This window comes from Klebsiella sp. M041 (genome assembly GCF_059759695.1).
In genome coordinates this window covers 1-12,936 of the sequence record NZ_JCAXWU010000028.1, presented here as the reverse complement: position 1 = coordinate 12,936, position 12,936 = coordinate 1, and the positions used below count along the sequence as shown (strand labels likewise).

The window sequence follows — 12,936 nt, the reverse complement described above, 5'->3', positions numbered from 1 at the left end:
TGCCTGCCGGGATTATTTCTGCGCCTTGTTGGGGGAAGCATGAGATGCAGCGATCCCTCTCCAGGCCGTCGCGCCGAAGATAAAGCAGCAGCAGTAATCCCATGATTCATCAGGTATTTTGAATATATCCTCTTTGAATTGTTTATTTTTTGATATGAGTAGAAGTTTTACCCATATATAAAGAAAGGTTTTTGAGGTGAAAGGCTAAAGGATATTTTTTATGAATTAATTGCTAAAAAATTGCATCCTGGATATGGCGTAAATGTAATTAAAGAAGGGGAAAGCGGAGAACAGGCAATAAAAAAGCCGGTCAGGTTTCCTGACCGGCTTTTTAGCAGTGCATCAACGATTAATCGTTGTCAGAACCGCCCAGACCTGCGTTCAGCAGCTCTGCCAGGTTGGCAGATGCTTCTTCCACGCTCACCTGCGGTGCCGCCGGCAGTTCGCCAGCAGCGCGACGGCGCATACGATCCTGGTGGTACGCATAACCGGTACCGGCCGGGATCAGACGACCCACGATGACGTTCTCTTTCAGACCGCGCAGTTCGTCGCGTTTGCCCGCAACGGCTGCTTCGGTCAGCACGCGAGTGGTCTCCTGGAACGATGCCGCGGAGATGAAGGACTCGGTGGCCAGAGACGCTTTGGTGATACCCAGCAGATCGCGGGAGAACGTTGCGCCCACTTTGCCGTTCGCTTCCAGTTCGCGGTTTGCGATCTTGACGCGGGAGTATTCCACCTGCTCGCCTTCGAGGAAGTCGGAGCTGCCTGCGCTTTCGATGGTGGCTTTACGCAGCATCTGACGAACGATAACTTCGATGTGCTTATCGTTAATCTTAACGCCCTGCAGACGGTATACGTCCTGGACTTCGTTAACAATGTAACGGGTCACAGCATGTACGCCACGCAGACGCAGAATGTCGTGCGGTGCTTCCGGACCGTCGGAAACTACGTCACCACGTTCTACACGTTCACCTTCGAACACGTTGAGCTGACGCCATTTCGGAATCATCTCTTCGTACGGCTCGCTACCGTCTACCGGGGTGATAACCAGGCGACGTTTCCCTTTGGTTTCTTTACCGAAGGAAATGATACCGCTGATTTCAGCCAGAATAGCCGGCTCTTTCGGACGACGTGCTTCGAACAGGTCCGCAACGCGCGGCAGACCACCGGTGATGTCCTTGGTACCGCCGGATTCCTGCGGAATACGCGCCAGGGTGTCACCAGAGCTGATCTGTACGCCATCTTCCAGCTGAACAATCGCTTTACCCGGCAGGAAGTACTGAGCAGGCATATCGGTACCTGGGATCAGAACGTCGTTGCCCTGAGCATCAACGATTTTCAGCGCCGGACGCAGATCTTTACCACCTGCGGTACGTTCTGCAGAGTCCAGAACCACCAGCGAAGACAGACCGGTCAGCTCGTCGGTCTGACGAGTAATGGTCTGGCCGTCGATCATGTCAGTGAAGCGGATAAAACCACTCACTTCGGTGATAACCGGCATGGTGTGCGGATCCCAGTTTGCGACGGTTTCACCGCCGGCAACCTGCTCACCGTCGCCTTTCGCCATAACCGCACCGTAAGGCACTTTATAGCTCTCTTTGGTACGACCGAATTCGTCGATCAGCTTCAGCTCGGTGTTACGAGAAGTGATAACCAGTTTACCGCTGGAGTTCACAACCGACTTCGCGTTGCTGAGCTTGATGCTACCTTTATTTTTCACCTGGATGCTGGATTCAGCAGCCGCACGAGATGCCGCACCACCGATGTGGAACGTACGCATCGTCAGCTGTGTACCCGGCTCACCGATGGACTGTGCCGCGATGACGCCGATAGCCTCACCTTTGTTGATGATGTGGCCACGCGCCAGGTCACGGCCATAGCAGTGCGCACATACACCAAAGTCGGTGTCACAGGATACAACGGAACGCACTTTGACGGAGTCAACGGAGTTCGCTTCCAGCAGGTCACACCAGTGCTCGTGCAGCAGCGTGTTGCGTGGAACCAGAATATCCGCAGTACCCGGCTTCAGCACGTCTTCCGCCGTCACACGACCCAGTACGCGATCGCGCAGCGGCTCTTTAACGTCGCCACCTTCGATAACCGGCGTCATAGTGATGCCTTCCAGGGTGCCGCAGTCGTCTTCAGTGACGACCAGGTCCTGGGCAACGTCGACCAGACGACGAGTCAGGTAACCGGAGTTCGCTGTTTTCAGTGCGGTATCCGCCAGACCTTTACGCGCACCGTGCGTGGAGATGAAGTACTGGAGTACGTTCAGACCTTCACGGAAGTTCGCGGTGATCGGCGTTTCGATGATGGAGCCATCCGGCTTCGCCATCAGACCACGCATACCGGCCAGCTGACGAATCTGTGCAGCAGAACCACGCGCACCGGAGTCGGCCATCATGTAGATGCTGTTGAAGGAAACCTGCTGCTCTTCCTGACCGTCACGGTTAATCACGGTTTCGGTTTGCAGGTTATCCATCATCGCTTTGGATACACGATCGTTCGCCGCAGCCCAGATATCGATAACTTTGTTATAACGTTCGCCCGCGGTCACCAGACCGGACTGGAACTGTTCCTGAATCTCAGCAACTTCCGCTTCCGCTTCGCTGATGATTTCGTATTTTTTCTCCGGGATGACCATGTCATCGATACCAACGGATGCACCTGAACGCGCTGCGTAAGCAAAGCCGGTGTACATCGTCTGGTCCGCGAAAATAACGGTCGGTTTCAGGCCCAGAATACGGTAACAGGTGTTCAGCATCTTGGAGATCGCTTTCTTACCAAGCGCCTGGTTCACGATAGAGAACGGCAGACCTTTCGGTACGATCATCCACAGAATGGCACGGCCAACGGTCGTGTCTTTCAGGCTGGTTTTCGCGACAAACTCACCATTGTCGTCTTTTTCGTATTCAGTGATACGCACTTTAACGCGCGCATGCAGAGAGGCCAGGCCGGCGCGATAAATACGCTCAGCTTCTTTCGGGCCAGTCAGCACCATGCCTTCGCCTTTGGCGTTAACACTGTCACGGGTCATGTAGTACAGACCCAGTACAACGTCCTGAGACGGAACGATGATTGGTTCGCCGTTCGCCGGGGACAGGATGTTGTTGGTAGACATCATCAGCGCACGCGCTTCCAGCTGGGCTTCCAGCGTCAGCGGTACGTGAACAGCCATCTGGTCACCATCGAAGTCGGCGTTGTATGCCGCACAAACCAGCGGGTGCAGCTGGATGGCTTTACCTTCGATCAGAACCGGTTCGAATGCCTGGATACCCAGACGGTGCAGGGTCGGCGCACGGTTCAGCAGGACCGGGTGTTCGCGGATAACTTCGTCCAGGATATCCCAAACGACAGCTTCTTCGCGCTCAACCATCTTCTTAGCGGCTTTGATGGTGGTGGCCAGGCCACGCAGTTCCAGCTTGCCGTAGATGAACGGTTTGAACAGCTCCAGCGCCATTTTCTTCGGCAGACCGCACTGATGCAGACGCAGGTATGGACCTACGGTGATAACAGAACGACCGGAGTAGTCAACACGCTTACCGAGCAGGTTCTGACGGAAACGACCTTGTTTACCTTTGATCATATCGGCCAAAGATTTCAGAGGACGTTTGTTAGAACCGGTGATCGCACGACCGCGACGACCGTTGTCCAGCAGGGCGTCAACCGCTTCCTGCAGCATACGTTTTTCGTTGCGTACGATGATATCCGGCGCAGCCAGATCCAGCAGACGTTTCAGACGGTTGTTACGGTTGATCACGCGACGATACAGATCGTTGAGGTCAGACGTCGCGAAACGACCGCCATCCAGCGGAACCAGCGGACGCAGATCTGGCGGCAGTACCGGCAGAACGGTCAGGATCATCCACTCCGGCTTGTTGCCAGACTGTACGAAGGCTTCCAGCAGCTTGATGCGCTTGGTCAGCTTTTTACGCTTGGTTTCGGAGTTGGTTTCGTTCAGCTCTTCACGCAGCTGCTCGCATTCCTGCTCCAGATCCATATTGCGCAGCAGCGCCTGGATCGCTTCCGCACCCATCTTCGCGTCGAATTCGTCACCGAACTCTTCCAGCGCGTCCAGGTACTGTTCTTCGGTCAGAATCTGGTTGCGTTCGAGGTTGGTCATGCCACCTTCGATAACCACATAGGATTCAAAGTACAGTACACGTTCGATATCGCGCAGCGGCATATCCAGCAGCAGGCCGATACGGGACGGCAGGGATTTCAGGAACCAGATGTGCGCAGTCGGACATGCCAGCTCGATGTGGCCCATGCGCTCACGACGCACTTTAGTCTGGGTCACTTCAACGCCGCACTTCTCACAGATCACACCGCGGTGTTTCAGGCGCTTGTACTTACCGCACAGGCACTCATAGTCTTTTACCGGCCCAAAGATACGGGCGCAGAAAAGGCCGTCACGCTCAGGTTTGAACGTACGGTAGTTAATGGTTTCCGGCTTTTTAACTTCACCGAAAGACCATGAACGGATCATGTCTGGCGAAGCCAGAGCAATTTTGATCGCATCAAACTCTTCGGTTTTAGTTTGCGCTTTCAGAAACTTTAATAAGTCTTTCACGGATTTGCTCCCGTCGGAGTTAGCACATTCCGCTGCCGGGCGTTAACCCGGCAGCAGTGACCTGTTTGAGCGAGAATTACTCGTCTTCCAGTTCGATGTTGATGCCCAGCGAGCGAATTTCTTTCAACAGTACGTTGAAGGATTCCGGCATGCCCGGTTCCATCTGGTGATTGCCGTCCACGATGTTCTTATACATCTTGGTACGACCGTTCACGTCATCAGACTTAACGGTGAGCATTTCCTGCAGGGTGTAGGCTGCGCCGTATGCTTCCAGCGCCCACACTTCCATCTCACCGAAGCGCTGACCACCGAACTGCGCCTTACCACCCAGCGGCTGCTGAGTCACCAGGCTGTAAGAACCGGTGGAACGCGCGTGCATTTTGTCGTCGACCAGGTGGTTCAGTTTCAGCATGTACATGTAACCCACGGTTACCGGACGCTCGAACTGCTCACCGGTGCGGCCGTCGAACAGGGTGATCTGACCGGAAGTCGGCAGGTCGCCCAGCTGCAGCAGCGCTTTAATTTCCGCTTCTTTCGCACCGTCGAACACCGGCGTTGCGATCGGCATACCTTTACGCAGGTTTTCAGCCAGACGCAGAACTTCTTCATCGCTGAAGGTATTCAGGTCAACTTTCTGACGAACGTCAGCGCCCAGATCGTAGGCACGCTGGATGAACTCGCGCAGTTTCGCGACTTCCTGCTGCTGTTTCAGCATGGCGTTGATCTTATCGCCGATGCCTTTCGCAGCCATACCCAGGTGAGTTTCCAGGATCTGACCGATGTTCATACGAGACGGTACGCCCAGCGGGTTCAGGACGATATCTACCGGCGTACCGTTAGCATCGTGCGGCATATCTTCGATCGGGTTGATCTTAGAGATAACACCCTTGTTACCGTGACGACCTGCCATCTTGTCACCAGGCTGGATACGGCGTTTAACGGCCAGGTATACCTTAACAATCTTCAGCACGCCCGGTGCCAGATCGTCGCCTTGGGTGATTTTGCGGCGTTTCGCTTCGAGTTTTTTCTCGAACTCGTGTTTCAGTTCGTCGTACTGCTCAGCCAGTTGTTCCAGCTGATTTTGTTTCTCTTCGTCGGTCAGGCCCAGTTCCAGCCAGCGATCGCGCGGCAGTTTGTCGAGCTTCTCAGCTTCAACGCCACCGGAGACCAGCACCGCGTAGATACGACTGAACAGACCGGCTTCGAGGATCTGCAGTTCTTCAGACAGGTCTTTTTTGGCCTGCTTCAGCTGCATCTCTTCGATTTCCAGCGCACGTTTGTCTTTTTCTACGCCGTCACGGGTAAAGACCTGAACGTCAATAACGGTACCAGAGACACCGTTCGGTACGCGCAGAGAAGAGTCTTTAACGTCAGACGCTTTCTCACCGAAGATCGCACGCAGCAGTTTCTCTTCCGGCGTCAGCTGGGTTTCACCTTTCGGCGTAACCTTACCAACCAGAATGTCGCCGCCGGTCACTTCCGCACCGATATAAACGATACCGGACTCATCCAGTTTGGAGAGCGCAGCTTCACCCACGTTCGGGATGTCAGCGGTGATCTCTTCCGGCCCCAGCTTGGTGTCACGGGACACGCACGCCAGTTCCTGAATGTGGATAGTGGTGAAACGGTCTTCCTGGACAACACGCTCGGAAACGAGGATGGAGTCTTCGAAGTTGTAGCCGTTCCACGGCATGAACGCGACGCGCATGTTCTGACCCAGCGCCAGCTCACCGAGGTCGGTGGACGGGCCGTCGGCCAGCACGTCGCCGCGCTCGATAGGTTCGCCCAGGGACACACAAGGCATCTGGTTGATGCAGGTGTTCTGGTTAGAACGGGTATATTTGGTCAGGTTATAGATGTCGATACCCGCTTCGCCCGGGTACATCTCGTCTTCGTTAACTTTGATAACGATACGGGAAGCATCCACGTACTGAACGGTACCGCCGCGCTTAGCAACGGCAGTAACGCCGGAGTCGACGGCTACAGCACGTTCCATACCGGTACCAACCAGCGGCTTATCAGCGCGCAGAGTCGGAACGGCCTGACGTTGCATGTTCGCACCCATCAATGCACGGTTGGCGTCATCGTGTTCCAGGAACGGGATCAGGGACGCACCGACGGATACCACCTGCTGGGTGGATACGTCCATGTAGTCAACCTGGTCGCGGCTGAACAAGCTGGATTCGCCTTTGCTACGGCAGGTCACCAGATCTTCTACGAAGTGGCCGTTTTCATCCAGGTTGGAGTTCGCCTGAGCGATAACGTAGTTGCCTTCTTCGATAGCAGACAGGTAGTGAATTTCGTCGGTAACCACACCGTCGGTCACTTTACGATACGGCGTCTCGAGGAAGCCATATTCGTTGGTCTGCGCGTATACGGACAGGGAGTTGATCAGACCGATGTTCGGACCTTCAGGCGTTTCGATTGGACATACGCGACCGTAGTGAGTCGGGTGTACGTCTCGAACTTCGAAGCCTGCGCGCTCACGGGTCAGACCGCCTGGGCCGAGTGCGGAGATACGACGTTTGTGCGTGATCTCAGACAGCGGGTTGTTCTGGTCCATAAACTGAGACAGCTGGCTGGAACCAAAGAACTCTTTCACTGCTGCGGAAATCGGTTTGGCGTTGATCATATCCTGAGGCATCAGGGTATCCAGATCGCCCAGAGACAGACGCTCTTTCACCGCACGTTCTACACGTACCAGGCCAACGCGGAACTGGTTTTCCGCCATTTCGCCAACGGAACGGATACGACGGTTGCCGAGGTGGTCGATATCGTCCACTTCGCCTTTACCGTTACGGATATCGATGAGCTTCTTCATCACTTCGATGATGTCGTCTTTGCTCAGGATACCGGAACCTTCGATTTCGTCGCGCAACAGAGAACGGTTGAACTTCATACGACCAACCGCGGACAGATCGTAGCGGTCTTCGGAGAAGAACAGGTTCTCAAACAGGCTTTCAGCGGCTTCACGAGTCGGCGGCTCGCCAGGGCGCATCATGCGGTAGATTTCTACCAGCGCGCTCAGACGATCGTTAGTCGGGTCGACGCGTACCGTTTCAGAGATGTATGGCCCGTGGTCCAGATCGTTGGTAAACAGCGTTTCGATGCGCTTGTGGCCAGACTGGCTCAGCTTAGCCAGCAGATCCAGGCTCAGCTCCATGTTCGCCGGGCAGATCAGTTCGCCAGTCGCTTCATCGATATAGTCTTTAGCCGCCACTTTGCCCGCGATATATTCAACCGGCACTTCGATATGCTTGATATCGTCTTTTTCCAGCTGACGGATATGGCGAGCCGTGATACGACGGCCTTTCTCAACGTACACTTTGCCGTTGGCTTCGATATCGAAGGAGGCGGTTTCACCGCGCAGACGCTCCGGAATCAGCTCCATCTGCAGCTTGTTGTCGCGAATTTCAAAGACCACTTTTTCGAAGAACAGGTCAAGGATCTGCTCAGTGGTGTAATTCAGCGCGCGCAGGATGATGGTAGCCGGCAGCTTACGACGACGGTCGATACGAACGAACAGGTTGTCTTTCGGGTCGAATTCGAAGTCCAGCCAGGAACCACGGTAAGGGATGATACGTGCGTTATACAGAACCTTACCGGATGAATGAGTCTTACCTTTGTCACTGTCAAAGAAGACGCCCGGGCTACGGTGCAGCTGAGAAACGATAACACGCTCGGTACCGTTGATGACGAAGGTACCGTTGTCGGTCATGAGCGGGATTTCGCCCATGTAGACTTCTTGTTCTTTAATGTCTTTGACGGTGCCTTCCGGCGCTTCGCGCTCGTAGATCACCAGACGCAGTTTTACGCGCAGCGGTGCAGAGTAAGTCACGCCACGGATCTGACATTCTTTAACGTCAAAAACCGGTTCGCCCAGACGGTAGCTGACGTATTGCAGCTCGGAATTACCGCTGTAGCTCTGAATCGGGAACACGGAACGGAAAGCAGCTTCCAGACCGTACTGCCCTTCAGGATCTTGCTCGATAAACTTCTGGAACGAGTCAAGCTGGATAGAAAGGAGATATGGCACATCCAGAACTTGTGGACGTTTACCAAAATCCTTACGAATACGTTTTTTCTCGGTATAGGAGTAAACCATAGGGTTCCTCAGCTCGCTGACAAGTCGACCCATCTGCCCGCAGAGGGCAGTTTTTTATGCAACACTATTTTGTTGACCGGAAAATGGAACACTTTCCGCAATGCCTGTTGCTATCACGCTTAAACCATTTCATTGCGATTTACACAGCCCAGGAACCCTAACCTGTCGCAGTATATTAAGTCGTCGATAGAAACAAGCATTGAGAGGCAAACCAGTAGTCAAACAGCGTGAAACGCTACTGGCGCCTTACAGCGCAAAAAGGCTGGTGACCAAAAAGTCACCAGCCTCAGCCTGATTTCTCAGGCTGCAACCGGAAGGGTTGGCTTATTTAACTTCAACTTCAGCGCCAGCTTCTTCCAGAGATTTTTTCAGAGCTTCAGCGTCGTCTTTGCTGATGCCTTCTTTCAGTGCAGCCGGAGCAGATTCTACCAGGTCTTTAGCTTCTTTCAGACCCAGGCCAGTCGCGCCACGTACTGCTTTGATAACAGCAACTTTGTTAGCGCCAGCAGCTTTCAGAATTACGTCGAATTCAGTTTTTTCTTCAGCAGCTTCAACCGGGCCAGCAGCTACAGCTACAGCAGCAGCAGCGGAAACACCGAATTTTTCTTCCATTGCAGAGATCAGCTCAACAACGTCCATTACGGACATAGCGGATACTGCTTCAATGATTTGATCTTTAGTGATAGACATTTAAATTGTTCCTGAATATCAGAATAAGTTTATACGTAAGCGAATGCTTTACAATGATAACTGCGATTAAGCAGCTTCTTTCGCATCGCGTACAGCAGCCAGAGTACGAACCAGTTTGCCAGCCGAAGCTTCTTTCATGGTTGCCATCAGGCGTGCAATTGCTTCTTCGTAGGTCGGCAGAGTTGCCAGGCGGTCGATCTGCGACGCCGGGATCAGCTCACCTTCAAAGGCAGCGGCTTTGACCTCAAATTTTGCATTCGCTTTCGCGAACTCTTTGAACAGACGAGCAGCAGCGCCCGGGTGTTCCATAGAGTATGCAATCAGGGTCGGACCAACAAACGTGTCTTTCAGGCACTCGAACTGAGTACCTTCAACGACGCGGCGCAGCAGGGTGTTACGAACAACACGCATGTATACGCCAGCTTCACGACCTGCTTTACGCAGTTCAGTCATTTTATCTACAGTTACGCCACGGGAATCCGCAACTACTGCAGACAGCGCGCCTTTGGCTACTTCGCTGACTTCAGCAACAATCGCTTGTTTGTCTTGAAGATTTAAAGCCATTAGCTTTGCTCCTGGATGTTTGCCAGAGCCTATGCTCTGGAACTCACTTCACTCAATTCAACGAATAGAGCGTCTAAATACGGTGAGCAGAAACAAGCCAGAATATCCAAAAATAATCTTAGCGTTCTGTCACCGTCTACGCAGGGGATTAAGTTTCTTGCGAAACACCTGCGGTCTTCGACGGAGGCCTGGATAGGCCAGGCTCCAACGAACAATTCGGTTACCTGCTAACCATCGTTAGCAAACGTGGGCGAAGATTGTAGACAAATTCGCCGCCCACGTAAAGGCATTAGTTTGCAGAAGCGTTCAGGCCAGCCTGATCTACTGCAACACCTGCACCCATGGTGGTGGAGATGCTAACTTTCTTGATGTACACGCCTTTCGCCTGAGTCGGTTTTGCTTTTTTCAGCGCAACCAGCAGAGCTTCCAGGTTTTCTTTCAGTTTGTCAGCGTCAAAGTCCACTTTACCGATGGTGGTGTGGATGATGCCGTTTTTGTCGTTACGGTAACGAACCTGACCTGCTTTCGCGTTTTTAACCGCTTCAGCAACGTTCGGAGTTACGGTACCCACTTTCGGGTTCGGCATCAGGCCACGCGGACCAAGAACCTGACCCAGCTGGCCAACAACGCGCATTGCATCCGGGGAAGCAATAACAACGTCAAAGTTCATTTCGCCTTTTTTGATCTGCTCAGCCAGATCTTCCATACCTACCAGCTCAGCGCCTGCAGCTTTAGCAGCTTCAGCGTTTGCGCCCTGGGTAAATACGGCTACGCGAACGGAACGGCCAGTACCGTGCGGCAGTACAGTTGCGCCACGGACGTTCTGGTCAGATTTACGCGCGTCGATGCCGAGGTTAACGGCAACGTCTACGCTTTCGGTAAATTTAGCGGTGGCCAGCTCTTTCAGCAGAGCGATGGCTTCGTTGATGTCGTACTGTTTAGTTGCATCAACTTTCTCACGGATCACGCGCATGCGCTTGGTCAGTTTAGCCATTTCTTAGTCCTCCACTACCAGGCCCATGGAACGTGCAGTACCTTCGATGGAGCGAGTCATCGCTTCAATGTCGGCACCAGTCATGTCGGCAGCTTTGGTCTGCGCGATTTCCTGCAGCTGAGCGCGGGAGATTTTACCCACTTTATCTTTGTTCGGCTTACCGGAACCAGACTTGATGCCTGCAGCTTTCTTCAGCAGAACAGCAGCCGGCGGAGTCTTGGTAACAAAGGTAAAGGAACGGTCAGCGTAAACGGTGATAACAACCGGGATCGGCAGACCTTTCTCCAGGGAATCAGTTTTGGCGTTGAACGCTTTGCAGAATTCCATGATGTTCACGCCCTGCTGACCCAGTGCTGGGCCGACCGGCGGGCTCGGGTTCGCCATACCAGCTGCAACCTGCAGCTTGACGTAGGCTTGGACTTTCTTAGCCATTCTTAAATCCTCAAATTGGGTATTAACGCTTCAGAGAAGCTCCCCGTGATTAAACATCGTTTTACGGGCCGGGCCCATAAAAACAAAAGGCGCGAAATTGTATGCCAATTTCGCGCCCTATGCAACGATTAAATCGCTGCTTTTTTGATCGCCGGCTTACGCCTTCTCAACCTGGCTGAAGTCCAGTTCTACCGGGGTCGCACGACCGAAGATAGAAACGGAAACTTTCAGGCGGGACTTCTCATAGTCCACTTCTTCCACCACGCCGTTAAAGTCAGCGAACGGACCGTCGTTAACGCGAACCATTTCACCCGGTTCAAACAGCGTTTTCGGACGCGGCTTATCGCCAACCTGCTGCAGACGATTCATGATGGCGTCGACTTCTTTGTCGCTGATCGGCGCCGGACGGTCAGAGGTACCGCCGATGAAGCCCATCACGCGCGGTACGCTGCGCACCAGGTGCCAGCTTGCGTCGTTCATGACCATCTGGACCAGAACGTAGCCCGGGAAGAATTTACGTTCGCTTTTGCGACGCTGGCCGCCACGGATCTCAACCACTTCTTCGGTCGGGACCATGACTTCACCAAATAACTCTTCCATGTTGTGTAATTTGATATGTTCACGCAGCGACGTGGCTACGCGACCTTCAAAACCGGAAAACGCCTGAACGACGTACCAGCGCTTTTTAGGAGCTTCAGACATCTCAGAACCTCAGGCCAGTGATAAAGGAGACCAGGCGAACCAGAATACCATCCAGTCCCCACAGGATCAGTGACATTACTGCAGTCACGGCAGCAACAATCAGCGTAGTATGCAGCGTTTCCTGGCGAGTCGGCCAAATCACTTTACGAACTTCGGTTCTCGCTTCGCGAGCAAAAGCAACGGTCGCCTTACCTTTCGTCGTCAACAGCGCGACGCCACCGGCAGCAGCAATAAGAATAACCACGGCCAGCGCACGCACCGCCAGCATAATGTCGCGATAAAGGAAGTTGCCCACGATCGCCACGATCAGCAGCACGGCAACGATAATCCACTTCATCGCTTCCAGGCCGCGCCCGCTCCCTTGAGCTTCGGTATTCGCACTCATAAACCAACCTGTCAGAAGTATTCTACAAACAATTTCACCCCGCGGGGGCGAGGCGATCCAAACCGAAATTAAGTTTCGGATTATACACTTAACTATTCAAATTGCTTCAACGCTGACGGTTCTGTCGCCCCTGCCCTGCTGTTGCAAAGAAGGATACTGATTTGCCGTCGCACTACCGCTCGAATGGTTTGGTGTATAAACGCCCTCTTCAGAGCCTGTCTCAGCAATGATTATGACAAATAAAATCACTGATGAGCCAGGTTCTGGTGTGAAAGCGTGCAAAAAGGGCATCAAATGATGCCCTTTTATTGCGCATTGCGTCAAATGTTATCAGCGATTAGCCGAGAACTTTAGCAACCACGCCCGCGCCAACGGTACGACCGCCTTCACGGATTGCGAAACGCAGACCATCGTCCATCGCGATCGGGTGGATCAGGGTAACAACCATTTTGATGTTGTCGCCCGGCATTACCATCTCTACGCCTTCCGGC

Annotated in this window: 9 protein-coding genes; all 9 read right to left on the bottom strand. The window is 53.4% G+C overall.

Translation table 11 applies throughout. From position 1 onward, the window contains the following. Positions 1-349: 349 nt before the first annotated feature. Positions 350-4,573 carry a DNA-directed RNA polymerase subunit beta' gene (gene rpoC, locus AC6CWS_RS24240; RefSeq protein ID WP_023291591.1) on the bottom strand — a complete coding sequence of 1,408 codons (4,224 nt, stop codon included), beginning with the start codon at positions 4,571-4,573 and terminating at the stop codon, positions 350-352. Positions 4,574-4,649: 76 nt separating this feature from the next. Next, the gene (gene rpoB, locus AC6CWS_RS24235; protein ID WP_004206758.1) at positions 4,650-8,678 is read right to left on the bottom strand and encodes a DNA-directed RNA polymerase subunit beta; all 4,029 of its coding nucleotides are present in this window, start codon (positions 8,676-8,678) and stop codon (positions 4,650-4,652) included. Between the two features lie 324 nt (positions 8,679-9,002). Continuing rightward, complete coding sequence (rplL, locus tag AC6CWS_RS24230; RefSeq protein WP_002884142.1) at positions 9,003-9,368, bottom strand: 50S ribosomal protein L7/L12; 366 nt, start codon at positions 9,366-9,368, stop codon at positions 9,003-9,005. Positions 9,369-9,434: 66 nt separating this feature from the next. Next, positions 9,435-9,932, bottom strand: a complete 498-nt coding sequence (gene rplJ / locus AC6CWS_RS24225) for a 50S ribosomal protein L10 (RefSeq protein WP_001207203.1) — start codon at positions 9,930-9,932, stop codon at positions 9,435-9,437. Between the two features lie 289 nt (positions 9,933-10,221). Further along, positions 10,222-10,926, bottom strand: a complete 705-nt coding sequence (gene rplA / locus AC6CWS_RS24220) for a 50S ribosomal protein L1 (protein WP_002884036.1) — start codon at positions 10,924-10,926, stop codon at positions 10,222-10,224. A gap of 3 nt (positions 10,927-10,929) precedes the next feature. Continuing rightward, positions 10,930-11,358: a 50S ribosomal protein L11 gene (rplK, locus tag AC6CWS_RS24215; RefSeq protein ID WP_002884034.1), complete on the bottom strand. Its 429-nt coding sequence runs from the start codon at positions 11,356-11,358 to the stop codon at positions 10,930-10,932. Positions 11,359-11,514: 156 nt separating this feature from the next. Beyond that, positions 11,515-12,060 carry a transcription termination/antitermination protein NusG gene (gene nusG, locus AC6CWS_RS24210; protein WP_001287521.1) on the bottom strand — a complete coding sequence of 182 codons (546 nt, stop codon included), beginning with the start codon at positions 12,058-12,060 and terminating at the stop codon, positions 11,515-11,517. A 1-nt stretch (position 12,061) separates the two neighbouring features. Continuing rightward, positions 12,062-12,445, bottom strand: coding sequence for a preprotein translocase subunit SecE (gene secE, locus AC6CWS_RS24205; protein ID WP_002883772.1), 384 nt, complete (start codon positions 12,443-12,445; stop codon positions 12,062-12,064). A 337-nt stretch (positions 12,446-12,782) separates the two neighbouring features. Then, the coding region (locus tag AC6CWS_RS24200) for an EF-Tu C-terminal domain-related protein (RefSeq protein WP_072098027.1) at positions 12,783-12,936 on the bottom strand (154 nt) is incomplete at its 5' end.

Coding starts and splice junctions, on each gene's coding strand:
- rpoB (WP_004206758.1), bottom strand. CDS start 8,678: ATGGTTTACTCCTATACCGAGAAAAAACGTATTCGTAAGGATTTTGGT.
- rplL (WP_002884142.1), bottom strand. CDS start 9,368: ATGTCTATCACTAAAGATCAAATCATTGAAGCAGTATCCGCTATGTCC.
- rplJ (WP_001207203.1), bottom strand. CDS start 9,932: ATGGCTTTAAATCTTCAAGACAAACAAGCGATTGTTGCTGAAGTCAGC.
- rplA (WP_002884036.1), bottom strand. CDS start 10,926: ATGGCTAAACTGACCAAGCGCATGCGCGTGATCCGTGAGAAAGTTGAT.
- rplK (WP_002884034.1), bottom strand. CDS start 11,358: ATGGCTAAGAAAGTCCAAGCCTACGTCAAGCTGCAGGTTGCAGCTGGT.
- nusG (WP_001287521.1), bottom strand. CDS start 12,060: ATGTCTGAAGCTCCTAAAAAGCGCTGGTACGTCGTTCAGGCGTTTTCC.
- secE (WP_002883772.1), bottom strand. CDS start 12,445: ATGAGTGCGAATACCGAAGCTCAAGGGAGCGGGCGCGGCCTGGAAGCG.